The 25696-nt window shown below is 75.7% G+C and carries 18 protein-coding genes; 10 read left to right on the top strand and 8 right to left on the bottom strand.

Features of this window, described 5'->3' with window-relative positions:
* Positions 1–49 precede the first annotated feature (49 nt).
* Positions 50–1363, top strand: coding sequence for a hemolysin family protein (locus WME96_RS31505; RefSeq protein ID WP_437285287.1), 1314 nt, complete (start codon positions 50–52; stop codon positions 1361–1363).
* Between the two features lie 1697 nt (positions 1364–3060).
* On the opposite strand, the gene WME96_RS31500 is transcribed toward WME96_RS31505, so the two are convergent.
* Positions 3061–4983 (bottom strand): HEAT repeat domain-containing protein, encoded by a 1923-nt coding sequence (locus WME96_RS31500; protein ID WP_437285286.1) that lies wholly within the window; start codon positions 4981–4983, stop codon positions 3061–3063.
* A gap of 185 nt (positions 4984–5168) precedes the next feature.
* Here WME96_RS31500 and WME96_RS31495 point away from each other — a divergent pair, with 185 nt between their 5' ends.
* The 5 genes from WME96_RS31495 to WME96_RS31475 all read left to right on the top strand — a co-directional run bounded on the left by WME96_RS31495 (position 5169) and on the right by WME96_RS31475 (position 10589).
* On the top strand, positions 5169–6113 hold the full coding sequence (locus tag WME96_RS31495) for an XdhC family protein (protein ID WP_437285285.1): 945 nt from the start codon (positions 5169–5171) through the stop codon (positions 6111–6113).
* Complete coding sequence (locus WME96_RS31490; protein ID WP_437285284.1) at positions 6110–6754, top strand: nucleotidyltransferase family protein; 645 nt, start codon at positions 6110–6112, stop codon at positions 6752–6754. Before WME96_RS31495 ends, WME96_RS31490 begins: the two co-directional genes overlap by 4 nt.
* A gap of 90 nt (positions 6755–6844) precedes the next feature.
* Complete coding sequence (locus WME96_RS31485; protein WP_437285283.1) at positions 6845–9190, top strand: xanthine dehydrogenase family protein molybdopterin-binding subunit; 2346 nt, start codon at positions 6845–6847, stop codon at positions 9188–9190.
* Positions 9187–9669, top strand: a complete 483-nt coding sequence (locus WME96_RS31480; RefSeq protein ID WP_433927937.1) for a (2Fe-2S)-binding protein — start codon at positions 9187–9189, stop codon at positions 9667–9669. Before WME96_RS31485 ends, WME96_RS31480 begins: the two co-directional genes overlap by 4 nt.
* A complete protein-coding gene (locus tag WME96_RS31475; RefSeq protein WP_437285282.1) occupies positions 9666–10589 on the top strand; it encodes an FAD binding domain-containing protein in 924 nt (307 codons plus the stop codon). The genes WME96_RS31480 and WME96_RS31475 overlap by 4 nt, the downstream gene beginning before the upstream one ends.
* Here WME96_RS31475 and WME96_RS31470 read toward each other — a convergent pair whose 3' ends face one another.
* On the bottom strand, positions 10590–10787 hold the full coding sequence (locus WME96_RS31470) for a hypothetical protein (protein WP_437285281.1): 198 nt from the start codon (positions 10785–10787) through the stop codon (positions 10590–10592).
* Between the two features lie 246 nt (positions 10788–11033).
* Between WME96_RS31470 and WME96_RS31465 the strand changes: the two genes are divergently transcribed.
* Entirely contained in the window at positions 11034–13496 is a 2463-nt protein-coding gene (locus tag WME96_RS31465) for a TonB-dependent receptor domain-containing protein (RefSeq protein ID WP_437285280.1), read from the top strand.
* A 28-nt stretch (positions 13497–13524) separates the two neighbouring features.
* On the opposite strand, the gene WME96_RS31460 is transcribed toward WME96_RS31465, so the two are convergent.
* Genes WME96_RS31460 through WME96_RS31450 form a run of 3 tightly spaced genes read right to left on the bottom strand, consistent with a single transcriptional unit; the run spans position 13525 to position 18076 of the window.
* Positions 13525–14964, bottom strand: a complete 1440-nt coding sequence (locus tag WME96_RS31460; protein ID WP_437285279.1) for an HTTM domain-containing protein — start codon at positions 14962–14964, stop codon at positions 13525–13527.
* Positions 14951–16420, bottom strand: coding sequence for an imelysin family protein (locus tag WME96_RS31455; protein ID WP_437285278.1), 1470 nt, complete (start codon positions 16418–16420; stop codon positions 14951–14953). The genes WME96_RS31460 and WME96_RS31455 overlap by 14 nt, the downstream gene beginning before the upstream one ends.
* A gap of 12 nt (positions 16421–16432) precedes the next feature.
* Positions 16433–18076: a delta-60 repeat domain-containing protein gene (locus WME96_RS31450; RefSeq protein WP_437285277.1), complete on the bottom strand. Its 1644-nt coding sequence runs from the start codon at positions 18074–18076 to the stop codon at positions 16433–16435.
* A gap of 201 nt (positions 18077–18277) precedes the next feature.
* Between WME96_RS31450 and WME96_RS31445 the strand changes: the two genes are divergently transcribed.
* Positions 18278–18442: a hypothetical protein gene (locus tag WME96_RS31445; RefSeq protein ID WP_437285276.1), complete on the top strand. Its 165-nt coding sequence runs from the start codon at positions 18278–18280 to the stop codon at positions 18440–18442.
* Positions 18443–18508: 66 nt separating this feature from the next.
* On the opposite strand, the gene WME96_RS31440 is transcribed toward WME96_RS31445, so the two are convergent.
* The 3 genes from WME96_RS31440 to hisF are packed head-to-tail and all read right to left on the bottom strand — an operon-like array spanning position 18509 to position 22245.
* Complete coding sequence (locus WME96_RS31440) at positions 18509–18892, bottom strand: TerB family tellurite resistance protein (RefSeq protein WP_061617668.1); 384 nt, start codon at positions 18890–18892, stop codon at positions 18509–18511.
* A gap of 33 nt (positions 18893–18925) precedes the next feature.
* Complete coding sequence (locus WME96_RS31435; protein WP_437285275.1) at positions 18926–21436, bottom strand: hypothetical protein; 2511 nt, start codon at positions 21434–21436, stop codon at positions 18926–18928.
* Positions 21433–22245: an imidazole glycerol phosphate synthase subunit HisF gene (gene hisF / locus WME96_RS31430; protein WP_437285274.1), complete on the bottom strand. Its 813-nt coding sequence runs from the start codon at positions 22243–22245 to the stop codon at positions 21433–21435. Before hisF ends, WME96_RS31435 begins: the two co-directional genes overlap by 4 nt.
* A 191-nt stretch (positions 22246–22436) precedes the next feature.
* Here hisF and WME96_RS31425 point away from each other — a divergent pair, with 191 nt between their 5' ends.
* Both WME96_RS31425 and WME96_RS31420 read left to right on the top strand, forming a co-directional pair.
* Complete coding sequence (locus WME96_RS31425) at positions 22437–24419, top strand: zinc-ribbon domain-containing protein (RefSeq protein ID WP_437285273.1); 1983 nt, start codon at positions 22437–22439, stop codon at positions 24417–24419.
* Entirely contained in the window at positions 24416–25681 is a 1266-nt protein-coding gene (locus WME96_RS31420) for a hypothetical protein (protein ID WP_437285272.1), read from the top strand. Before WME96_RS31425 ends, WME96_RS31420 begins: the two co-directional genes overlap by 4 nt.
* The last annotated feature ends 15 nt before the right edge of the window (positions 25682–25696 follow it).

Genomic DNA, 25696 nt, shown 5'->3' with positions numbered 1-25696 from the left:
CCGGGGGGCGCGGGGGGGCTGGCGCACCGGGCAGAGGACGTCGACCTGCATGACGGTTGTTTATCTCCTAGGCACCGCGCTTCTGGTGCTCCTGAACGCGTTCTTCGTCGCTTCCGAGTTCGCCATCGTCAAGATGCGGCCGACGCGCCTGGAGCAGCTCGTGCGCGAGGGCGACGCGCGCGCGCGGCTCGCGCTCCAGATGTCGCAGCGGCTCGACGCGTACCTCTCCGCCAACCAGCTCGGCATCACGCTCGCGTCCCTCGGGCTCGGCTGGATCGGCGAGCCGGCGATCGCTCACCTCATCGAGCCGTACCTCGCGCCGCTCGGCGCGTGGGCGGGGATCGGCGCGCACGCCATCGCCGTCGGCATCGCCTTCATCGTGATCACGTCGCTCCACACGGTGATCGGCGAGCTCGCGCCGAAGTCGCTCGCCATCCAGCGCACCGAGAAGGTCACGCTCTGGGCGGCGCGGCCGCTGCACGGGTTCTTCGTCCTGATGTGGCCGGTGATCTGGGCGCTGAACTCGATGGCGAACGGGTTCGTCCGGCTGTTCGGGCTCCGGCCGGCCGGCGAGGAGGAGATCGCGCACACCTCGGAGGAGCTCCGGCTGCTCTTGACCAGGAGCCCCGCCGGGCTCGACCCGGCGCTGCGCAGCATGCTCGTGCGCATCTTCGACCTGCGGCGGCGCACGGCGCGGCACGTGATGTCGCTGCGCTCCGACGCGGCGACCCTGCGCGCGAACATGACGATCGACGAGGCGGTGCGGACCGTCGCCGACGCCGGCTACTCCCGGTACCCGGTGCTCGACGAGCACGGCAAGAACGTGCTCGGCTACCTGCACCTGCGCGACCTGTTCGACGTCCTCAGCCAGCGCCGCCGCGCGACGCGCGTGGCCGAGCTGCTCCGCAAGCCGATCTTCGCGCGCGAGAACACGTCGGTCGAGCGCCTCCGCCTCGAGATGCAGGCGCGCCAGGTGCCGGTGGCGATCATCACCTCCGCGTCGGGCGAGTTCATCGGGCTCGTCACGATGGAGGACCTCATCGAGGAGATCGTCGGCGAGATCCGCGACGAGAACGACGAGGAGGTGCCGCCGATCCACCGGCGCGGCGGCGGCATCGTCGACGTCGACGGCCGCGTGCTGCTCGCGGACCTGGAGCGCGACGCGCACATCGTGCTGCTGCCCGAGGTGAAGACCGTCGAGACGGTCGGCGGCTACATGCTCGGCCGGCTCGAGCACCCGCCCGAGGCGGGCGAGCGGGTGGAGTGCGAGGGCTACACGCTCGTGGCGATGGACGTCGCTGGCCGGAGGGTGCGGCGCGTCCGCATCGTCCCGACCGAGGTCGCCGGGGGCGAGCGGTCGTGACGAGCACCGCCCCCCGCGCCGCGGATCGGCGAAACCGTGCCGTCCGTCGGGGGCGCCGCCCCGGGAGGTTCGCGGCGAGGCGCGTCCCCCGGAACCTGTCGTCCGGGGGGCGAGCTGCACACGGATCCAGGTACAAAGTTCGGCGGACCGGTACTACGCTGGCTTCGTAAGTGGAAACGCTTGCAACTCGGATCTTGCGCGATGGCCCGGTGAACGAGCTCGACGCCGTCGGCTGGGCCATCCGTCTCGCGAAGCGAATCGAGGCGCTGCACGCGCTCGGCGTCGCGCACGGCGCCATCTCGCCCGAGTGCGTGCTGACGGCCGCGGTCGATCGCACCTCGAAGGCGATCCTGGCCGATCTGCGCCAGACGCCGAGCCGCATCGCCTACCAGTCGCCCGAGCGCGCCGCGGGCGGGACGCTGTCGCCCGGCGACGACGTGTGGGCGATCGCGGCGACGCTCTACGAGGTGCTCACCGGGACGAGCGCCTTCGGAGGCGGGAGCGACGTCGAGACGCGGCAGCGGATCGCGAGCTCGTCGCCGGCGCCGCTCGCCGTCTTCGACGTCGGCGACGACGATCTCCAGCGGATCCTCGACGACGCGTTCCAGCGCGATCGCGCCGCCCGCACGACGAACGCCGCCGCCTTCCGGCGCGCCCTCGAGGAGTGGCACCCCGATCCCGCGGCGCGCACGCTGCTTCCGCTCGACGACGAGGACTCGACGAGCGACGAGGACGACGACGAGGTGCGCACGCTGATGCGCGTCGCGCCGCTGAGCTCCGCGCAGCTCGATCAGATCATCGCGCAGCGCGCGGCGGCCGCCTCGGCAGGCCAGCCTCCGCCGCCCCTCCCGCCCGAGCGCCCGCAGCCGTCGACGGCGCTCGCCGGCGCGTCACCCCCGAGGCCGGGCGCCGCCCCGATGCCGCGGGCAGCCGTGGACGCTCCCGCCGCGCGCGCCCGCGCGCCGGTCCCGTCAGGGCGCGTCCCGGGCATGGGGGCGGTCCCGCTGACGCAGTCGTTCGGGGAGGATCGCGACGAGGACGAGTTGACCGTCATGCGGGAGGGATCGGCCCTGGCAGCGCCGCGCTCCCGAGGGACGGCGTCCGTCGCGCACCGGGTGAGCGGCGTCGGGCGGCCTGCATCGGGCGCGGCGTCGCCGGCCAGCGGCCATCGAGAGCAGTCCGCCCTCGGCGTGCCAGCGCCGCCGTTCGCCGGGCGCGACCGCCCGGCCGCGGGGCGCGACGCGCTGGCGGGGCTGCACCCGCAGCAAGACTCCATGCCGTTCCTCGGCGATACCGACGACGACGGCATCCACGACGAGCCGACGCTGGACGCGCCCACGGTCGTCGACGACAGGGACGACGACGACGAGGACGACGTCCCCACGCGGAGCCGGGAGGCGCCGCCGTTGACGCCCGTCGTGCCGCGCCAGGTCGCGGCGGTGGCGCCGTTCAGCGCGCCGCAGGCGCTCGCCGAGGGCACGTCGAGAGGCCGCGCCCCCGCGGCGCCGCCCGATCGCGCGGCGGGCGCGCCTGCGGCCGCCGCGTCCGGGAGCACCGATGCGGGGAGCGGCAGGGTCCCCGGTCCGAGCGCCGCGGCCGCCGGCGCGCTCATCCCGCCGCAGCAAGCCTCGCCGCCCCCGCAGAGCGCCCTCGCCGCGCCGACGAACGCGGCCCCCGCGCAGCGGGCGGCGCAGGTCTCATCCGCCGCGCCGTCGCCCTCGCCCGTCGGGCGGACCGACGACGGGGGCTTTGACACCGAGGCGCCGCCCGACCGCTCGGGGCGGCTCGGGATGGTGATCGCGGTGATCGTGGCGCTCCTCCTGGCGGCGGGGGCGATGCTGTTCGCCGCGGAGCTCGGCCTGCTGGGGGCCGCGCCCACCGCGCCCGGCAGGGGGGTGGTCGATCCGGTCCCCGCGCCGGCGGTCGCCTCGATCGTGGATGGCCTGCGGTCGGAGCGCCGCCTTGTGGAAGGTCTGGATCTGGGCGTCGAAGCCGCCCATGTCCACGCGCTGCATCGCCTCGGGCCGCAGGCCTGAGCGGCGCGCGATCGCCTCGGTCCGCTCGGGGAACGGCGAGATCCACACCAGCCTGCCGCCGGGCGCGAGGGCGCGCGCGGCGCCCTCGACGAAGCGGTCGAGCATCGCGTCGAGATCCCCCGTGCGCTCCACGCGCCGCCCGAGGGGCGGGTTCGTCAGGATCAGCGTGGGCGCGTCGCCCGGGGGCGGCGCGCCGCACGCGTCGCGCTGGAGGAGCTCCGCGCCGCGCGCGCCCGCGGCGTCGAGGTTCTCGCGCGCGATCTCCAGGGCGCGGGGATCGCGATCCGAGCCCACGAGCCGCCGGTACGGCCCGAGCAAGGCGCGCTCGCAGAGCTCCAGGCCCGAGCCGACGAACGGATCCCAGATCACGTCGTCGCCGCGCACCCCGGCGATGCGCGCGAGCGCCGCCGCGATGGTCGGGTGCGACGCCGCGGGCACGTCGCCCCGGCGGTACGCGAACCGCGGGTCGGGCAGGCGCGGCGCGAGCTCGACCCGGACCCGGCCGGCGCCCTCATAGACGACCACGTCCCACGTGCTCTGGGTCGGATCGTTCACGAGCTCCGGGGCCTCGGCCTCCACCGCCGCGGCCACGCGGAACACCGCCGCCCGGCGCTTGCCGCCGCCGGCCCAGTCGATGCGGTAGCGGATCGCGCCGACGGTGAAGCGGCGCAGGATCTCGCGCGACTCCCGCGAGAGCAGCCGCTCGGCGACGGCCGCGGCGAGGTCGGCGCCCGCGTCGAGCTTCCGCAGCGGCAGCGGGAACGCGAACGACAGCATCGTGCGCGCCCCGAACAGGACGTCGAGCGGCCCGCTCAGCGTCGCCTCGACGCGCGTGCCGCCGCACGGGTCGCTCCGGAGCTCGGGGACGAGCCCCCCGCCGGGAGACCCCTTGTCGAGCGTCGCGAGCTCCTCGGCGAGGATCGCCTCGAGCCCGCGCCGGCACCGCACCGCCACGCGCGCGGGGCGCTCCGGCGCGCGATCGCCGGCGATCTCCGACAGCTCGCCGCGCGACAGGGTTCGCCGGGCCAGGAGCTCGGCGCGCGCGCGCACGCCGGCGACAGCGTCGTCGCCGCCGAGCTCGGCGAGCGCCTCGAGCGCGGCGCCGCCGCCCACCTTGCCGAGCGCGTCGATCAGCGCGCGGCGGACGTCGGGCGAGCCCTCGCCGCGCGCGGCCTCGGCGAGCGCCTCGGCGACCAGCGGCCGCCCGGGGTCCGCCGCGGGCAGCTTGCCGAGCGCCACCGCCGCCATGCGGCGCGTGCGGCGATCGTCGTCGCGCAGGCAGGCGAGCAGGTAGCCGCGCGCGCGCTCGGCGAGCTCGGCGTCGAGCGGCGCGGCGGCCATCAGCTTGCCGACGAGCCGGGTGAGCGGCGCGCGCAGCGACGGCGCCGCGCCAGCGGCGCGATCGAGCGCGGCGGGCAGCGCGGCCGCGCCGGCGCGGCGCAGCGCCCGCTCGGCCAGCTCGGACGGCTCGCCGGCGGTCTCGAGCAGATCCATCAGGGCGGCGAAGTGGCGGCGGCCCGGCGTGAAGCCCGGATCGGAGAGGGCGCGCTGGAGGTCGGGATCGGGCGTGGCGGTGGGGCTCATCGGGTCTGGGATCTCCGCGTTCTCATGGGGATCCCGGCAGGTCCAGCCGGCCGGCATCCAGGACTCCTGCGCCGCTCGCCGCGCGCGGCCGACTTTCGCGACAAGCGCGGCGCTCCGGCAAGCTCTTTCATCGCCGGGCCTCTCGGCGCTCTCGTTTTCGGCCTCCGGGTCGCTAGAGTTCCACCATGCCGGATCCGAGCCAGGTCATCCCGCGAACGGCGTTGCCGCACGACGTGCTGCGCGCGGCGCTCGGCGCGCTCGAGGCGGGGCGGCGCGTGGTGATCGCCTCCGTGGTGGCGCGGCACGGCTCGGCGCCGTCGACGCCCGGCCAGAAGCTCTGCCTCTGCGATGACCTCACCGCGATCGGCACGATCGGCGGCGGCGCCGTCGAGCGGGCGGCGCTCGGCATGATGGCGCGCGCGCTCGACGAGCTCGCCAGCACGCCCAGGCTCGAGACGTTCCGCCTGGGCCCGAGCCTGGGCATGTGCTGCGGCGGCTCGGTCGAGATCCTCATCGAGCCGATGATGCCCGCGGTGCACGCCCTCGTGATCGGCGCCGGGCACGTGGGCGCGTTCGCCGCGCCCCTGCTGGCGTCGCTCGGCTTCCGGGTCACCCTCTGCGACGCGCGCGTCGCCGCCGCCGACCCGGCCCGCGTGCCGTCGCCCTTGCCGCTCGCCGGCGCGTTGCCCGCGCACGACGGCGCGCCGCGCGAGGCGGGGACCGCGCCCGGGGAGCAGGTGCGGCTCGTGCTCGCCGATCACGACGACCCCGAGGTGATGGCGGGCATGCCGAGGGACCTCGGCGAGGCGGCCGCGCTCGTCATGACGCACGACCACGGCCTCGATCAGGCGGCGATCGAGTGGGCGCTCGCGCGCGGCTTCGGCTACGTGGGCGGGGTCGGGAGCCGGGCGAAGGCGGCGCGCACGCGGGCGCGGCTCGAGGCGAAGGGGGTGCCGGAGAGCGACGTCGCCCGGGTCAGGATGCCGGTCGGCGTCGACATCGGGGCGCGCACGCCGGCGGAGATCAGCGTCGCCCTCGCCGCGGAGCTGGTCGCCTGGCGCGCGGGGCGGCAGCGCGCTCGATGGTCGCCGGTCGTCGCGTCGCAGACGGGGGAGGAGCAGGCCGGATGAAGAGCGTGATCACGATCGTGCTCGCCGCGGGCGCGGGCAAGCGGCTCGGGGGGCCGAAGGCCCTCCTGGCCTGGCCCCCGGCGACGAAGGGAGGGATCGAGCGGCCGCTGGCGCTCGCGCACGCCGAGGCGCGCCTCGCGGCCGAGAGCGCGCGGGTGCTCGTGGTGGTGCGCAGCTCGGTCTTCCACGCGCTGCTGGCCCACGTGCGGCCGGGCGTCGACCTGGTCGCCTGGACGGCGCCGGACGACCTCGGCCCGGCGGGGTCGCTGGCCGTCGCCGCGCCGCGCATCGGCGACGCCGACGCCGTCATCGTCACGCCGGTCGACGTGCCCCCCGCGAGCGCCGCCACGGTGGCGCGGCTGCTCGCCCGGCTGGAGGCGGCCGCGACCTCCGCGAGCTCGGCGCCGCCGCTCGCGGTGCGACCGCGGCACAACGGCCGCGGCGGACATCCGGTGGTGCTGCGCGCCGAGGCGCTCCAGCGTTACCTCGAGGCTGACCCGCCGCCGCTCCGGGACCACCTGAGGGCGCTCGGCGACCGGTGCGTGGACGAGGAAGTGGACGATCCGGGGGTGCTGCACGACCTGAATGTCCCGGTCGACGTGATCCGCGTCCTCGGGGGCCCGCCGCGCTTCCTGTCCTGAAGGCGGCCTGGGCCGTCGGCGCCGCGCGGCGCGCCCGGTGTCGACGTGGCCCGGGGGACAGGGCTATCGTCAACAAGGAGGAGCACACGAATGGCGACGAGCCCTCCTGCTTCAGCGAGCGCCGTGGGGATCAGCGTGCCCCGGACCGACGGCCCTCCCAAGGTCACGGGCGCGTCTCGCTACGTCGACGACCTCCCGGCGATGCCGGGGGAGATCTTCGGCCGCACCGTGCGGAGCCCCGTGCCGCGCGGGATCCTCCGGGGGGTGCGGCTCGACCCCGCGTTCGACTGGAGCGACGTCACGGTGGTGCTCGCCGAGGACGTCCCGGTCAACGTGGTCGCGCTGATCCTGGACGATCAGCCGATCCTCGGCGCCGGCAAGGTGAACCACGCCTACGAGCCGATCGCCCTGCTCGGCTGCGCGGACCGGCTCAAGCTCGCGCGGGCGGTACAGGCCGTCACGCTCGACATCGATCCGCTGCCGCCGGTGCTCGACGCGCGCGCCGCGCTCGCGGGCGAGGAGATCATCTGGGGCGCCGACAACGTCCTCAAGCGGTACCTCATCACGAAGGGCCGCGCCGACGTCGAGCGGGAGCAGAGCGAGGCCGCCATCGACGCGGCGCTCGCGCGCTGCGACGTGGTCGTCTCCGGGACGTACGCCACGCACCACCAGGAGCAGCTCTACATCGAGCCGCAGGGGGTCGTGGCGTGGTGGGACGAGGCCGGCGCGCACGCGACCGGCTCGATCCAGTGCCCGTTCTACGTGCAGAAGGCGTTCCTGAAGGCGTTCGGGCTCCCGCCCGACCGGATCCACGTCACGCAGTCGGTGACCGGGGGCGGCTTCGGGGGCAAGGAGGAGTACCCGTCGATCATCGCGCTCCACGCGGCGCTCCTCGCGAAGAAGAGCGGCCGCCCGGTGCGGATGATCTACGACCGGACCGAGGACATCGAGGCGACGACGAAGCGCCACCCGGCCTCCTGCGAGATCACGAGCGGCTGCGATCGCGACGGGACGCTCCGCGCGCTGAAGATCCGGATCCTCATGGACGGCGGCGCGTACGCGACGCTGTCGCAGGTGGTCCTGTCGCGCGGCGCCCTCCACGCGTCGGGCGCCTACCGCTGGGACGACGTCTGGATCGAGGCGACCGCGGTGGCGACGAGCACGCCGCCGAACGGCGCCTTCCGCGGCTTCGGCGCGCCGCAGACCATCTGGGCGATCGAGCGGCACCTCGACCACCTCGCGCGGGAGCTCGGCTGCGATCCGCTCGACCTGAAGGCGAAGAACGTGCTGCGCCCCGGCGACTCGACCGCGACCGGGCAGGTGCTCCGCGCGAGCGTCGCGGGCGAGGAGTGCATCGCGAGGGCGATCGAGGCGAGCGGCTACCGGCAGAAGCGCGCGGCGGGGCCGGCCGTGCGCGGGCGCGTGGCGCGCGGGGTCGGGCTGTCCGTGTTCATGCACGGCGCGGGCTTCACCGGGTCTGGCGAGCGCTACTACAAGGGCAAGGTCGCGCTGGATCTCGCGCCCGGCGGCCGGCTCCGCATCCGCACGGCGTCCACGGACATCGGCCAGGGCACCGAGACGGTGTTCCGGCAGATCGCCGCGGACGCGGCGGGGCTGCCGATCGACCGCGTCGAGTTCGCGGTGCCGTGCACGACGACCGTGCCCGACTCGGGGCCCACCGTGGCGTCGCGCACGGTGATGGTGGTCGGCTCGATCCTCGAGGCCGCGGCGCGCGAGCTGGCGGGCCGCGTGCGCGAGGAGCAGGAGGCGGCGCGGGCGGCGTGGCAGCACGACGGGGAGGGCGGCGCGGCGGAGGCGCCGCCGGCGCTGACCTTCGAGGAGGCGGCCGATCGGCTGCTCGCCCGCGAGGGGCAGGTGACGTCGCTCAAGCAGTACGAGCCGCCGGGCTACGTGCGCTGGGACGACGAGGCGTACAAGGGAGACGCGTACCCGTGCTTCGGCTGGGCGTGCGACGTGGCCGAGGTCGAGGTCGACCTCGACACCTTCGAGGTGACGGTCGTCGACTTCTGGTCGGCCACCGACGTGGGCAAGGCGATCCACCCGGTCATGTGCAAGGGGCAGATCGAGGGCGGCAGCCTCCAGGCGATCGGCTGGGCGCTCTCCGAGGAGATCGTCTGGCAGGGCGGCAAGATCAGGAACCCGCGGATGACCAACTACATCATCCCGACGTCGCTCGACGCGCCGCCGTTCCACGTCGTCTTGGTCGAGGAGCCGTTCCCGTTCGGGCCGGGCGGCGGGGCCAAGGGCATCGGCGAGATGCCGATGGACGGCGGCGCGCCCGCGATCGCCGCGGCGGTGGAGCACGCGACGGGGATCGCCGCGCGCGCGCTGCCGCTCACGCCGGAGCGCCTGTTCGAGGCGGCGCGCGCCGCCGCAGCGCCGCGGCCGGCGGCGGGGAGGGGGGATCGCGCATGAAGGTATCGCTCGTCGTCAACGGCTCGCCGCGCGAGGTCGACCTGCCGCCGCTCTCGCGGCTGCTCGACGCGCTCCGGGGGCCGCTCGGGCTCACGGGCACGAAGGAGGGGTGCGCGGAGGGCGAGTGCGGCGCGTGCACGGTGCTGATCGACGGAGATCCCGTGAACGCGTGCCTCGTCGCGATCGGGCAGTGCGAGGGGCGGCGCGTGACCACGGTCGAGGGCCTCGCCGGCGCCGGGCACCTGTCGCCGCTCCAGCGCTGCTTCATCGAGGAGGGCGGCGCGCAGTGCGGCATCTGCACGCCCGGCATGCTCCTCGCCGCCGAGGCCCTGCTCGTGCGGAACCCGGATCCCTCGGAGCGCGACGTGCGCGAGGCGCTCGCGGGCAACCTGTGCCGCTGCACCGGCTACCAGCGCATCGTCGAGAGCGTCCGCGCCGCGGCGTCGCTGCGCCGGGGCGGGGGAGGGACGGCGCCGTGAGCATCACCGATCTCCGCCTGTTCGAGATGCGGCGCGTCGCCGGGCTCGGCCCGCTGTGCGAGCTCGTGGCGGAGCAGGCGGCGCTCGGCGCGCCGGTCGCGCTCCTGGCCGGCGGCACCGACTGGATCGTCGAGCGGGAGCTCGGGCCTCCGCTGAAAATTTCCACCGCGAGCCCGGCGGGCGCCGCGCCGGCCGCGCCGCCGCTCGTCGTGGACGTGTCGCGGCTCGCGGACCTGCGCGGCGTCTCGCTCTCCGGCGACACGCTCCGCGTGGGCGCCGCGACGACCTACCTCGAGATGCGCCGGAGCGAGGTGATCCTCGAGCGGGCGCCGCTGCTCGTCCGGATGAGCCGCGACGTCGGCGCGGTGCAGATCCAGGCGCGCGGCACGCTCGGCGGCAACCTGGCCACGGCGTCGCCCGCGGCGGACGGCGTCGCCGCGCTCGCCGCGTACGACGCGACGATCGTGGTGCAGAGCGTCCGGGGGGAGCGGCGCATCCCGATGAGCGCGCTGCAGACGGGCTACAAGCGCACGTCGCGCGCGCCCGACGAGGTGATCGTCGCCGTGGAGATCGCGCTGCCGGCGCCCGGATCGCCCTGGTACTGGCGGAAGGTCGGCGCGCGCCGGGCCCAGGCGATCTCGAAGGTCGCGCTCGCGGGCGTGGCCGAGGTGCGGTCCGGGCGGCTCGCGCGGCTCGGGCTGGGGATGGCGTCGGTCGCGCCCACGACGGCGCTCCTGCCGAGCGTGCGCGCCCTCTGCCTGTCGCGCCCGATCGCCGAGCTCACCCCGGACGAGGTGGACGCCGCGGTGGCGCAGGACATCTCGCCCATCGACGACGTGCGCTCGACGCGGGCCTACCGGGAGCACTGCGCGCGCAGCGTGGTGCGAGAGCTCCTCCGGCAGATCGGCGCGCCGGTCTGATCACTCCATCCAGTCGAGCTGCATGGCGACCGGTCGGCGCGCGCGCCCGCCCGGTCGCGTCGGCCGCTCGCGCGGCGGCAGCGCGGGCGGCAGATCCTCGTCGTGGCAGCGAGCGCACTGGCGCGGGGTGTCGGTCCCGGCCTGGAAGATGGTGATGCAGCCGCAGGCTGGGCAGATCATGCCGATGTCGTGGTTCATGAGCACTCCTCGACGACGAACGCTCCGGGATGGCCCGAGCGGCGGGAGGATGCGCTGGAAGGGCGACGCGAAGGCGACGGCGCTGCAACATCGCGTGGAAGCGTGGACGCGTCTCCACGGCCCGGCGCCTAATTGATTTTGACTTTCATATCAGGCAGGTACGTGATAGTCGCCGCCTGAAATGCCGCAGCCCGCCGAGCGCGCGGCGCGGTGATCGTCTGTTGTTGTAATATCCAATACATTTCAATGCTGCTCCGTACCCCCCTGCGTCGGCTCGGCCTGGCGGCGCCTGCGCTGCTGCTCACCCTCGCCCAGGCCCATGCGCAGTCTCCCGGACCGAGCTCGGAGCCCGCTGCGGATCCAGCCGCTCCGGAGGCCCCTCCTGCCGCCGGATCCGCGCCGGAGGGCCGGGACGCTCCTGCCGCGCCAGAGCAAGCGGCCCCCGGCGGCGAGGCGCCGGTCGCGGGCCAGGACGCCGCCGCGCCGGAGAGGACGGCCCCGGGGGGCGGGGCGCCGATCGCGGACCAGGACGCCGCCGCGCCGGAGCAGGCGGCCCCCGGCGGTGAGGCGCGGGCGGGCCAGGAGCCCGCCGCGCCGGAGCAGGCGGCGCCGGGCGCCGACGCGCCGGTGGAGGTCACGGTCGCGGGCACGCGCGTGACGAGGACCGCGGGCTCTGCCCATGTGATCAAGGGGCGCCAGCTCGAGCGCTTCGAGCACGACGACCCGCACGCCGTGCTGGGCAGCGTCCCGGGCGTGTACGTGCGAGGCGAGGACGGGCTGGGCCTGCGGCCGAACATCGGCGTGCGCGGCGTCAACCCCGATCGCAGCAAGAAGGTGACGCTCATGGAGGACGGCGTCCCCATCTCGCCCGCGCCGTACTCCGCGCCGGCGGCCTACTACTTCCCCCTGATCACGCGCATGTCGAGCGTGCGGGTGATCAAGGGGCCGGGCGCCATCGCCTACGGCCCGCAGACCGTGGGCGGCACGGTGGATCTCATCACCCGGTCCGCCCCGTCGCTCGCCTCGGGCGCGCTCGACCTCGCCTTCGGCGAGTACGGCTACGGCAAGGCGCACGGCCACGTCGGGACGAGCGACGGCCAGATGGACGTCCTCCTCGAGGGCGTGCACCTCCGGAGCGACGGCTTCAAGGAGCTCCCGAGCGGCGCCGACACCGGGTTCTACCGCAACGAGGTGATGCTCAAGGGCAGCTACGTCGTCGACCCGACCGCCCCGATCAAGAACGAGCTCCGCCTCAAGCTCACGTACTCGGAGGAGCTCTCCAACGAGACGTACCTCGGCATCACCGACCAGGACTTCGAGCAGAGCCCGCTCCGTCGCTACGGCGTGAGCGCGCTCGACCGCATGCGCAACCACCGCACCGCGGTCGCCCTGACCCACGTGATCGAGCCGTCCCGCGACCTGTCCGTGACGACGACGGTGTACCGGAACGACTTCTCGCGCGTGTGGCGCAAGGTGAACGGCTTCCGCGGGGCCAACCTGTTCGACGTGCTCACCGCCCCCGACTCGCCGCAGAACGCGGTGTACCACGCCGTGCTGACCGGGCAGCTCGACAGCTCGACGCCGGGGGAGACGCTGCTCATCGGCCCCAACGAGCGCGACTTCGCCGCCCACGGCGTGGAGACCCGCGTCCGCTGGAACACCGCCACGGGGCCTGTCTCGCACCGCGTCGAGTACGGCCTGCGCCTGCACTACGATCGGGTCGAGCGCCGTCACAGCGAGAACGGGTTCCTCGTGCTCGGGGGCGCGCTCGTGCCGGACGGCGGACCGACCGTCGTGACCCAGCTCAACGAGGCGTGGACCGAGGCGCTCGCGCTCCACGCGAGCGACGCGGTGACGTGGCGAGCGCTCACGGTGACCCCCGGCGTCCGGGTCGAGCTGATGCGCTCCGCGTTCGTGGATCGCGCGGCCGGCACCGAGCAGACGCGGGTCGCGCAGGCGCTCCTGCCCGGCGTCGGCGCCTACTACGCGATCACCGAGGCGCTCGGGATCCTGGCCGGCGTCTACCGCGGCTTCAGCCCCCCGGCGCCGGGGAGCGACGCGCACGTCAAGCCCGAGCTCAGCGTCAACTACGAGGGCGGCGCCCGCTTCGCCGACGGGCCGCTGCGCGCCGAGGTCATCGGTTACTACAACGATTACGCGAACATCACGGACGTGTGCACGCTGTCGAGCGGCTGCCTCGACGCGGACCTCGACCGCCAGTACGACGCGGGCGAGGCCCGGATCTACGGCCTCGAGGCCTACGCCGAGCACGAGATCCCGGTCGGTGAGCTCAAGCTGCCGATCAACGCGGCGTACACGCTCACCCGGACCGAGTTCCTCACGAGCTTCACCTCGGACGACCCCATCTTCGGCCGGGTGGCGAAGGGGGACGAGATGCCCTACGTCCCGCGGCACCAGGTGAGCCTCTCGGTCGGGGTCGAGCACGAGCGCGCCGGCCTCAACGTGGGCGCCAGCTACGTGTCGGCCATGCGCGAGAGGGCGGGCGGCGAGCCCATGTCGAGGGCGCTCGCGACCGACGAGCAGCTCCTGATCGACGCGAGCGCCAGGGTGCGCGTCGTCGGGCCGCTCGTGCTCTACGCGAACGCGCGCAACGTCCTCGGCTCGCAGTTCATCGTGTCGCGCCGCCCGTTCGGCGCCCGGCCGAACGCGCCGCGCTGGATCCAGGTCGGGGTGAAGGCGTCGTTCTGACGCGGCGCCCGGCGCGGCGCTGCGCCGGTCAGAGCGGCCGGATGTGGGGCGGAGGCTCCTTCGGGCCCGGGAGGATGTAGGACGCGGGGCCGATGCCGTCGCGCAGCGAGGCGAGATCGACGCCGGGATCGATGAGGCGCGCGATGCGGCGGCCGTTGAGCGAGACGAGGGCGTCGGCGCGCACCTCGACCGGCCCGCGGCCGCGGCGCTCGAAGTCGTCCCGGATGTGGCGAGAGAGCTGCAAGATGAGGTCGGGCTGGCCCGCCATCTCGCGCTCCTGGAGGCGCGTCAGGTACTCGCGCGGGCTCACGTGCCACGTCCGGCCGGTCTGCCGGTTGCGGACGAGGAAGGTGATGCTGCCGTTCTTCTCGCGGACCATCACGCGCCAGGAGAAGCGCATCCCCTGCTCGTGCCAGCGCACGTCGCCGCCGTAGGCGAGGAAGCGGAGCGGCAACGCGAGCTGGACCGCGCAGTACGCCGCGCCGATCGCGAGGCCGACAGCGCCGAGCCGCGGCGAGGACGGCGCGCCCGGCGCGAGGGCCGGCGCGGGCGGCGCGTCGGCGCCGCGGCGGCCGAGGAGCGCGCGCGCCCGGGCGAGGAGATCCCGGGGCCACGACGGGGGGAAGAACACGAGCGCGGACAGGACCATGATCACCGGGAACATGCCGATCGGAAACAGCGCGCGCGTGACGGCGTGGAACAGGATCACCGCGGCGTAGGCGAACGGGCGGAGCCGCGGGACGAGGAGCAGCCAGACGATGCTCGTGTCGAACAGGAACCCGGCCCAGCTCATGAGCGGCGCGGCCCACGGGTGCGTGAAGAGCGGGCCGAGGACGGGCATGTCCGTGCGCGATCCGAGCCAGATCCGGAGCGGCTGCGCGTGCAGGAGCCAGTCGGCGTGGGCCTTGGCGAGCCCAGCGAACGTGTAGACGACGCCGACCTGGAAGCGGAGCAGGTAGAGCCACGCGGCCGGGACAGCGCGCTCGTGGCGCCGCGCGAGCAGCGCGTCGATCGACCACGCGCGGTGCGCGGGCGACGCCGCGAGCAGGAGGCCGAGCAGGCTCGCGAGGTAGTAGTGGTTGAGGTACGTCGTGACGTCGATGACCTGGAGGTAGGTGAAGCCGACGACGAACAGGGGCGCCGCGACGCGGAACGCGAAGCCGAGGGCGATCGCCAGGGCGAGCCCCGCGAGCGCCCAGAACAGCGCGTGCATCCCGGCCGGCGGGAGCGGCTCGACCCAGGCGAGGCCCCAGTACTTGAAGTGAAAGCTCGGCTTGACGAAGAGCTCGTCGATCCAGCCGTAGGCGATGAAGCGCGCCATGCTCACGCACATCGTGAGCCCGAACAGGGCGCGGAACGCCGCGAGCCAGGCGATGTCGACCGGGCGAGACAGCGCCGCGGCGGCGCGCGACCACGCGGCCGCGAGCCCGCGGGGGCGCGCGCGGCCGGGGAGCTCAGTCGTTGTCACCTTCCGACGACCGGGGCAGCTCGAGGTTCAACGTGGTGACGAGCTCCGTCTTGAGCAGGTCCGTCAGGGCCTTCACGGCGTTGTAGACGGCCTCGACCCTCGCCCTGTCGGTCGCGAGGGCCTGCTCGATCGGCACGTCGAGCGCGTCGACGGCCACCTCGGCCCCCGACAGCGCGGCCAGCATGCGATCGGCGAGATCGGCCGAGCCGACCTCGCGCAGCCAGTCGTCGAACCCGACGCCCTCGCCGCCCTCGCCGCAGCCCTGGAACAGCCGCCGGAAGCCGCTCAGGTTGGCCCGGAGGTGCGCCGTCGAGGCCTGAGCGAAGCGCGACTCCAGCGCTTCCGGGCAGGTGGGCGTGGCGCAGTCCTCGGTGAAGCCGAGCGGCCGGCCGAGCTTCCAGTCCTTGAGCTCCTTCTCGATGTAGAACATCGCGTCGCTCACCGCGTTGAGCGCGTCCTGCTCGGTCGGGTAGACGGGGCTCCCGCGGCCGGCCTGGGTGAGCTTCTCCCGGAAGCTCCCCGCCTCGGGCGCCCAGGCGCGCGCGAGCGCGCCCGCGCGGGCGAGCACGTCTGCGGCCGCCGCGGCGGCGTAGTCGGCCTTGCGCCGCGCGAGATCGCCGGCGCCGAGCGCCGCCCAGGTGCCGCTCGCGTTGATGGGCGAGAACTGCGAGCACGCGTTGTCGGCGCCGCCGTAGAAGACCAGGTACTCGAACGCCGCGAGGCCGCGGGCGTTGATGAGCGACGAGGAGAAGCTCGGCTGCGCGTACGCCCGGCTCACGATCTGCTCCTCGATCTTGCACCGGCTGACGAGCGGCCAGGCGTAGATCTGATCCCGGAGGTCCTGCCCGCCGGGCTGCGTGGAGCTCGCCGCGGGGCCGAAGCGGAAGACCTCCGCCTCTTGCCACACCCGCATGGCCGCGAGCCAGGCGCCGCGCGCGGCGGCGGCGTTCGGCTCGCCCGGGTCGCGGGCGAGGGCCGACGCGCGGTCGTTCAGCGCGCGCGCCTGCGCCTCGAACTCGCAAGCGCGGTTCAGCGCGCAGTCGGCGGCCGCCGTGAGCAGCTTTGCCTTGCTGAAGGGGCCCCCGTCGACGGGGACCGGGGCGCACACGTCGCCGCCGACCGGCTCGCCGCCCCCCGCGCCGGTGGTCGCCGCGGTCGTCGACGCGACCGTCGCGTCGCCCGTGGCGCCGCTGCCGGTCGAGGTCGCGGGCGGCGCGCCGCCGCCGCCGCTGCTGCCCGACGGCTGCGGCCCGCCGGTGTCCGGCGGCAGCCCGCCGCTGCCCGGCGGCTGCGCGCCGCCGGGGCCCCGGCCCGTGTAGACCAGCTCGTCCGGGGGCGGCTTGCGGCACGCGACGGCCGTGGTGAGGCCGAGGAGCGACAGCACGAGCGCCGTCGGGAGGCGGCGGGCCCCCCGCTCGTTCCAGGCGCGGTTCATTCTCGGCCTCACGGTGCTCATGGATCGGTCGCGTCAGTCCCGCGAGGCAGGCACGGGCAGCAGGACCAGCGTCGCGTCGTCGTCCTCGGGCCCGTCGCCGTCGGACCGGTACCCGACGGCCGCGAGCCAGGCGCCGTCCGGCGACACCGCGACGCCGTAGAGCGAGTCGTCGGAGCGCTCGAAGCTGTAGAGCCGGTGTCCGCTCGGATCGAAGCGCGTGTCCGGGGCGCCGTTCCGATCGTACACGGCGATCAACGCGTCGACGTTCCCGGTCGCCGGGGCGGCGCTGCCGACCATCACGACGCGATCGTCGGGCAGGGCGAGGAGGTTGCGCCCGCGGTCGTTGTCGCCCGCCACGTCGAGCACGATGCCGCCGCCCACGCCCCAGGAGGCGTCGAACCCGCCCGTGGCCGTGACGCGGAAGGACACGAGGTCCACGGCGCCGCTCTCCTCGGCGCGCCCGTAGCCGGTGGTCACGTACTTCCCGTCGGACTGGCGGGCCGCGCCGTAGGCCTCGGCCATGCCGACCGGGAACGGCGAGAGCCTCACGACGCCGTCGGAGGAGAAGGTCGTGTCGGGGGTCCCGTCGGCGTTCAGCCGCAGCAGCACGATCTGGTTCCTGCCCGCGACGTTCGTGTAGCCGGAGGAGAAGATCTTGCCGTCGGCCTGCACGAAGCCGTTGCGCGGGTTGTCGCCCAGGTTCAGCCCGTCGACGTCGAGCGTGTGGACGCCCTCGGTCGCGAAGGTGGTGTCGAGATCGCCGTCCGCGGTGAGCCGCACGATCGCGCGGTCGCGGTCGGCGCGGTCCGCCGCCTTCTTGCTGGCGAACAGGATCAGGCCGTCGTCGGCGTCGCGGTCGACGCCCCAGAGCAGGTCGCCCGTGTTGCCCTCGCCGGCGCCGAGATCGACGACGGCGACGCCGTCGGTGCCGAAGGTCGTGTCGAGCGTGCCGTCGGCGTTGAACCGGACGACCGCGATGTCCGCGTCGGGCGGCGTGGCGCTCGGGTCGTGCTCGACGTTGCCCGCGAGCACGACCTTGCCGTCGGACTGCACGACGACGCCGCGCGCGGTCTCTGCGGTCCTGCCCGCGACCACGTTGACCTTCGCGATCCCGTTCGTGCCGAAGGTCGTGTCGATCGAGCCGTCGGTCTTGAAGCGCGCCACCGTCATGTGGGTGTCGCCCTCGACGGCCACGTGCCCTGCGGCGTAGGCCCTGGACTCGGCGTCGAACGCCACGGCCCAGAAGCGGTCGTCAGCGGCCTCATCGAGCGCCACGACGCCGGCGAAGCCGTTCGACCAGGGCTCCTCACCGGTGCCCCCGCCGCCTGCGCCGCCTGCGCCGCCGGTGCCCGCGCCGCCGGTGCCGCTGCCAGCGCCGCCTTCACCGCCTGCGCCGCCTGCGCCGCCGGTGCCGCCGCCAGCGCCGCCCGTACCGGCGCCAGCGCCGCCGTCGCCACCGCCAACGCCGCCTCCACCGCCAGTGCCGCCCTCGCCGCCGGTGCCCGCGCTGCTGCTCGTCGAGGTCGCGCCGGCTGCTCCCCCGGCGCCACCGGCGCCCGTCGTGTCGTTCGTGTCGTCACCGCATGCGGCCACTCCGCCGAGCAGCACGCACCAGGAGATTCCGAACGTGGCGAGCGCCGTCCGCGGTGCGGACAGCCAGGTTCTCTTCGCAGACATGATCGACGGCTCCCTCATGAAGTTGATAATGAAAGTCGTTTACGGAGGGGGCTGTTTTCTGCCATGGTGACCGTCCTGTCAAGACATTCCGCTACACCCGCCCACTCGAGGTCCGTTCCCGCAGGGATCCTGCTGGAACGGATCTCGGCGTCGCCTTCGTGTGGTCTGCGCTGAGCGGCGATCGCCCGTGCGCCCCACGGCGTGAATTTCTTCTACTGGGGCTGGTTCTGCGCGCCCGGGCTCGGCTCGGTGCTCCGGCGCATCGGCGCGCGCGTTCGCGAGCGCAACGCGGTGGTCATCCAGACCTACGCCCGGTGGCCCTCGGGCATCGGCAAGTCGCTCGGCAGGGGGCTGCGCGATCTATGAACGACCGCGCCGCAGGAGCGCCGGCGGCGGTGAGGCCGGCGGCGTGCGGGCCTCGATCCCGCCGGGTCAGAGCAAGGTGAGGAGGCGCCGGGCGCGCGCCTCGGCCGCCTGGATGAGCTGCTCGGACTCGTGCTCGGGCAGCTCGAGCCTCTTGCAGAGCGCGGCGATGTACTGCTTCTCCGCGTCGTGCTGCTCGCCGTCGACGAAGGTGAGCAGCACGGCGTGCTGGAGCAGCGCGCGGCGGTCGTCGCCGCCGAGCTCGGCGAGGGGCACGTCCTCGAGGGTCTTCTTGTCGGCGGCGTAGGCGCGGATCTCCTTCGCCTGCTCCTCGCTCGCCTCGAACGCCGCGATCAGCCCCTCCACCATCTCGCGCTCGGCGTCGTGGAACTCGCCGTCCGCCCACGCCACGCTCACGAGCGACTTCACGATCGCCATGTTCATCTCTTGCATGGCGACGAGTTTCGTCGTTCCCCCGGGGCAACGTCAATCGTGAGGGGGCGGCGTCCTCGCCTCCGCGCGCGGCACGGCGTGGAGCGCTCCGCGCGCGAGCGGCTCCGCCAGCGAGGCGAAGAGCTCCGGCCGCAGCGTCCCGACGAGCACGGCGCAGAGCAGGGCGAGCGCGACGAGCGCGAGCCACAAGGACAGACCCCTCCGGCGCGGGGCCACGACGGGCGCAGGCGGCCTGCTGCGCTCGTCGAGCGCGCCGGGCGCGGCACTCTCGGGCGGGACGGGAGGCCTCGCAGCGGCGAGCGGCGAGCGCTGCTTGAGCGCCGCCAGCGCGGAGATCGCGGTGACCGGAGGTGGCGTGAGGGTGGGGTCGAGGCCAGCGAGCGCCTTCATGCTGCGCGCGGCGCGGCGCTGCGCGCTGTGCTCCGACTGCGCGACGAAGCGCGCGACGAGCTCGTCGACCCGGGACGGGCCAGCGCCGTCCGCCGGCGGGCGCGCGCTCCGGGATCGGCGCGAGGCGCTCCACACGATCGCGTCGATGGGGTCGAGGCCCGCGGGGCACGGCTCCTCGACCGGCGCGGCGTCCGTGGGCGGCGCGTCGGCGCGCGCGGACGCCGGGGCCTCGGAGGTCGGCGGCGGCGCCGTCAGGGCCGCGGGGGCGGGCGCGCCCGGAGCGTCGTCGGCGCGGTACGCTGGGATCGGCCAGGGCAGCGTGTGCCGCGCGGCCGGCGTCTCCTCGAACGGCGCGACGCTCGCTCGCGGATGGGCGGACGCGGCGGCGACGTCGCTCCGCTGGACGAGGGGCCAGCCGCCGTAGGCCGGGGTGACCTGGAGCGCCGACGCTGCCTCGAGCAGGACATGGATGGCGGGGGCGCGCGCGGTCTCGACGGCGTCGGCCGGGACATCGGCGACGACGGCGGGAGCGTCGGCTGCATGGGCGACGTCGACGGGGGCGCCGACGGCTGCGTCGAAAGCATCGGCGACGTCGACGGGAGAGTCGGCTGCATCGGCGACGCCGACAGCCGCATCGGCGACGCCGACAGCCGCATCGGCGACGCCGGCAGCCGCATCGGTGACGTCGACGGGGGCGTCGGCTGCATCGGCGACGTCGACGGGGGCGTCGGCTGCATCGGCGACGTCGGCAGCCGCATCGGCGACGTCGACGGGGGCGTCGGCGGCTGCGCCGGGAGCGTCGGCGCCGCTGGCGACCGCGGCGTCCTCGGGCACCATCATCTCGGCCCAGACGGCGGTGGCCACAGTCGGCGTGGGCTCCTGCGAGAGCGGCGCGACGCCGGCGGGCTCCGGGGAGAACTCGACGAGGATCGACTGGGTCGGCGTCGGCTCCTGGGAAGGCGGCACGACGCCGGCGGGCTCCGGGGAGAGCTCGACGAGGAACACCTCGATCCCCTCGGGGCTCGTCAGCGCCTGGACGCACGACGCAGCGTCGCGCGCGAGCGGCGACGACGCCGCCGCGGCGCGCTCCTCGGCAGGAGCGACGGCCGCCACCGCCGGCGCGGGCGTCGCCACGAGGGCGATCGGCGCCACGGGCGCGATCACGCGCGCAGGCTCGATGAGCTCCGGGATCGCCGGGATCTCCGCCGGCGCCCCCGCCATGTCGATCTCGACCACCGCCTGCACGACGGTGGGCGTCGGCTCGGGAATCACCTCGACCTGCGCGTCGATGTGCGTGGCGTGCTCGGACGCCGGCGCGATCTCGGAAGGCAGTCCGCTGGCCTCGGCTGCGGCAGCGGCCTCGGCGATGTCGCCCGCGATCGCCTGAGCCGGGTCCGTCTGCCCGGCGGTCGCGATCGCGACAAGCCCGGGACTGAGGGTCAGCTCCACGACGGCAGGCGCGACCGGCTCAGGGCTGAGCGTCAGCTCCACGACGGCGGGCGCGAGCGGCGCGCCGGCGACCGCGGCGCGCGCCGCGCTCGCCTCCCGACCGCGCGTCGCGGCCTCGTCGGCCCGCAGGCCGACCACCGCGCCGCGCGTCGCGACCTCGTCATGAGCTCCGGGCGTCGGCGCGCGCGCCGCGCTCGCGGCCGGCGCCGCCTCCTCGCTCGCCTCCAGCGCCGCCGGCCTCGCCTGCGCCGCCGGGCGCGCGCGCTTCAGCCGGCCGGCCTCCTTGGCGCGCAGCGTCTCGCGGGCGAGCCGCGCCAGCGCGCGCCGGGCCGCGTTGCGGTTCACCGGGATCAGCGCGGCCTCGAGCTCCCGCGCGACAGCGTCCGGGTCCTGCTCCGACGCGGGGCGCGGGCGCGCCGTCGTCGCGAGGTTCGGCATGCTCCCGACGGACGCGGCGAGCAGCCGCGCGAGCAGGTCGCGCAGGAGCCGCGCCGCCTCGGCGGGCGCCACCGGCTCGCCGCGCGTGCGCACGGTGACCGTGCCCTCGGTCGTGAGCAGCACCGCGCGATCGTCGAGCCGCAGCGGCAGCCGCGACGTCGCGTCGCTCACCGCCAGCGCGAGATAGCCCGACGTCTCCGGCACCAGCGAGGCGCACCGCGCGTGCGCCGCCGCGAGGACCTCGTCCAGCGTGACGCAGGCGCTCACGAGCGCCCCCGCGCCGCCGCGGCGCCCGACCCGCCCGCGCGCGCCGGCCTGACCGGCACGCCCGCCGCCTCGAGATACGCCTTCGCCTCGCCGATCGTGTACTCGGCGTCGTGGAAGATCGACGCGGCGAGCGCGGCGTCGGCGCCGCCCTCGACGAGGCCGGCGCGCAGGTGATCCAGCGTCCCGACGCCGCCCGACGCGATCACCGGGACCGGCACCGCCCGCGCGATGGCGGAGGTCAGCAGGAGGTCGTACCCGTCCCGCGTGCCGTCGCGGTCCATGCTCGTGACGAGCAGCTCCCCGGCGCCGGCGCGCGCGATCTCCTCCGCCCACGCGACCGCGTCGCGCCCGGTGTCGCGCCGGCCGCCGTGGGTCACCACCGTCCAGGCCACGCGCGAGGGATCCGCGACGCGGCGCGCGTCGATCGCCACCACGATCGCCTGCGTGCCCCACCGGTCCGCGGCGCGCCGCACGAGGTCGGGATCGTTGACCGCGGCCGTGTTGATCGCCACCTTGTCGGCCCCCGCGTGGAGGAGCGCCTCGATGTCCTGCTCGGACTTGACGCCGCCGCCGACCGTCAGCGGCGTGAACAGCACGTCCGCCGTGCGCGCCACGACGTCGAGGATGATGCCGCGCTTCTCGTGCGACGCGGTGATGTCGAGGAACGTGATCTCGTCCGCGCCCTCGGCGTCGTAACGGCGGGCGGCCTCCACGGGATCGCCGGCGTCCCGCAGCCCCACAAAGCGGACGCCCTTCACGACGCGGCCGTCCTTGACGTCGAGGCACGGGATGATGCGCTTCGCGAGCATACGTCCGCGTTAGCGTACCCGCCGCGCCCGGGCCAACTGTTGCGCGGCGCCCCGGCGGCCCCGGCCCGAGGGCCGCGGGGCGCGCTCTCCCGCGCGCCTGCCGCGGTTTCCAGCGGCTGGGCCGGCCCCGCCGCGCGGAACGCGGCGCCCGGAGCCTGACCGCGCCGCGGTTCCTCGCTACGATGGCGCCCATGCACTGCCCGCACTGCGGGAAACCCATCCACGAGGGCTCGGTCGCGTGCCCCCACTGCGGCGCCGCGCTCGCGCCGCCGGCCGGATCGGGCCCCCACGGCCCGAGGCCCGCGGCCCGCACCATGGTCGGCGTCGCGCTCCCCGATCTGCTCCGGCAATCGACGCCCGCCCCGGCCGACCCGCGCGGCGCGGTCCACGGCGGGGCCGCGCTGCCGCCCATGGCCGGCGCGCCCGGCGCCGCCTCGCGCACCATCGTCGGCATGCCCGCCGCGGTCTTCGGTCCGGCGCCCGCGCCGCCGGACCCGCGCCTCGCCGGGGGCACGCTCGTCGTCGGGACCCCGCCCATGGCCGGCCCGGGAGCGCGCCTCGACGCGGCCGCGGCGCAGGGCGCGCGCTTCGACGCCGCCGCGGCGCAGGGCGCGCCGCCCCTCGACCACACCGTGCCGCTCGCGCCGGGCCTCGCCGCGGCGCGCGCCCCGGCGCCGCCGCCGGCCGCCTCCCGCACCCTGGTCGGCGTCGCCCGGCCCGGCATCGCTCCGCTCGCGCCCGGCGCGCCGGCCGCGTTCGACCCCGCCCCCGATCCCGAGCTCGAGTCGCGCTACCAGCCGGCCGCCGAGCTCGGCGCCACGATCGCGCCGATCCGCGCCCGCGCCCCGGCGCTGCGGAACCCGGCGCTCATGCACCCGCAGCGCCTGAACCTGAAGCACCGGCTCGGCCCGCTCCCGCCGCCGCCCAGGAAGCGCGCGCGCACCTCGCGCCGGGCCGTCGCCGTCGTCGCCGCGGGCGGCGTGCTCGCGCTCGGCGCGGTGCTCTTCGCGCTGCTCTGGCCGAGCGCGCCCCCGGTGACCGCGCGCGCCCGCGCCGACGCCGGCGGCCGCGAGGTGATCGAGCTCCGCTGCGAGACCTGCCCCGACGGCACCGCGGTCTCCATCGGCGAGGGCCGCGCGACAATCGCCGGCCGCGTCGCGCACATCCCGCTCGCGAGCCCGCTCTCCGTGGGCGAAAACCAGATGAAGGTCGCCATCGACCGCCCCGGCAGCGGGCGCGACGAGACGGTCGGCGTCTCGATCCACGTCGCCTACCGCATCCGCCCCGACCTCGGCACGCTGCAAGGCGAGCGCCCCTCGATCCAGGTCGTGGTCGAGGCCAGCAAGGGCACGCAGGTCGTCCTCGACGGCAAGGAGGTCGCGCTCACGAGCGGCCGGGCGATCGTGGCGATCGACGTCACCGAGGCGGTCACGGGGCTCTCGGACGAGACGAAGACGCTGAGCCGGCAGGTGCCGTACACCGTCACGCCGCCCGACGGCCCGCGCGAGCAGGGCATGGTGAGCGTGGCGGTCGGCATCGCCCCGCTCGTCATCGAGGCGCCCGGCCCGAGCGTGGTCATCGACAAGGAGAGCTTCGTGCTGGCCGGGCGCACGGCGCGCGGGGCGCAGCTCTTCGCCGGCGCGCACCCGATCGCGGTTCGCCCCGACGGCACCTTCGCCCACGTGATGAACGTCTCGTCCGTGGGCGCGACCCAGTTCGAGGTCCGCGCGAAGATGCAGGGCATGGCCCCTCGCATCGCGAAGATCGCGGTCCGCCGCGTCGACCGGATCGACACGGCCGCAAAGGAGTTCGCCGCCAGGAGCCCCCTCGGGTACGCCGCGCTCGCCGCGGGCGGCGCGGACCTCATCGGCAAGCCGATCGCGCTGAGCGGCGAGGTCCTCGAGACGCGCCGGCAGGGGTACTCGACGCTGCTCCTGCTCTCGGTGTCGCCCGCGTCCGGCTGCAAGGAGGGCGGCGCGACCGCCGCGAGCGCGGGCGCCGGGCAGCGTGCCCCGGGGGGGTGCAAGGTCCGGCTCGTCCACGGCGCCGAGAACCCCGCCCAGCGCGGGGACGTCCTCACCGCCTACGGCACCGTCGCGCCCCCCTTCACGGCGCCGGACGGCGTCGCGATCCCCGAGGTGTGGGTCGAGTTCACCCAGAAGGGCGCCCGGTGAGCGCCGTCCGCGCGAACCATCGCAGCGCGCGCCGGCCGCGCCGCCTGTGGCGGGCGGGCCTCGCCGCGGCGGCGGCGCTGCTCCCCGCCGCGGCGCCGCTCGCCTTCGCCGACGCGGTCGACACGAGCCGGCCGCACACCATCGTGGTCGGCGCGCCCCGCGGCTTCGCCCCCAGCGAGCGGCTCGACGCGCGCCGCACCGGCCGCTCCGCGGCGAGGCTGCCCTTCCCCGCGCGGGAGGCCTGGCGAAGGCAGCTCCGCGGCGGCATCGACGCGGCGCCGCTCGCGGACGCCGACGGCAATCTCCTCCTCACGCTGACGGTCCCCGAGGTCGTCAAGCTGGGCGCGGACGGCCGGGAGCGCTGGCGCGTGCGCATCGGCGACAGCGCGCCGCTCGCGCCCGCCGTGCTCACGAGCGACGGCACCCTCGCGCTGGTCACGTCGTCCGGCCTCGCCGTCGGGCTCACGCCCGCGGGCGGCGTGCGCTTCGCGGTCCCCCTCGGCCTCCGCGGGCGCGACGCCGACGTGACGCCGCTCGCGCTCGACGACGGCGGGCTCGTGGTGGCCGCGGGGCGCTCCCTCGTCGAGCTCACCGCGGACGGCAGCGTGCGCGCCCGCGCCGAGCTCCCCGAGCGCGCGACCGGGGCCCTGCTCGCGGGGCCGGACGGCACGCTCGTGACCACAGAGTCGGGCGCGGTGCTGACCTGGCGTCCTCCCAGCGCGCCGCGCCGGCTCGGCTCCTTCGGCGGCCTGCCTCGCCGCGGCGCCGCGCTGGCCGACGCCCGCACGCTGCTCGCGGTCGTCGACGGCCGCCGCCTTGTCGCCCTCGATCTGCCCACCGGGACCACCGGGGTCCGCGCCGGCAGCGCACTCGGCGCGCTCGACGGGCCGCCCGCGATCGGCGCCGGGGGCGTCGCGGTGGTCCTCTCGGCCGCGGGCCTGCTCCTCGGCGTCGACGCAGCCGGCGACGAGGCGCTCCGCGTCGCCCTCGATCGAGCGCCGGCCGCCTCGCCCGCCGACGCCGGCCTCTCCGGCCTCCTCGGCCCGATGGACGCGAAGCCGAGCCCGCCGGTCGTGATCGATCGCGCCGGTCGCGTCGGCTTCGCGCGGGCGGGCGGCCGCGCGGGCGTCGTCGAGGCGGACGGCAACGTCTCGATCGCCGCCGAGCGCCTCTGCTCGACGCCCGTCGCCGTCGTCCCGGCCGGCGAGGAGCGCATGGCGATCGCCTGCCGCGACGGCACCGTGGTGATGCTGGCCCGCTAGCTCCGCGTCCCCCGG

The organism is Sorangium sp. So ce406, assembly GCF_051474675.1.
GTDB lineage: Bacteria > Myxococcota_A > Polyangia > Polyangiales > Polyangiaceae > Sorangium > Sorangium cellulosum_G.
The sequence above is the reverse complement of the archived record's forward strand: the minus strand, read 5'-3'. Positions and strand labels throughout refer to the sequence as shown.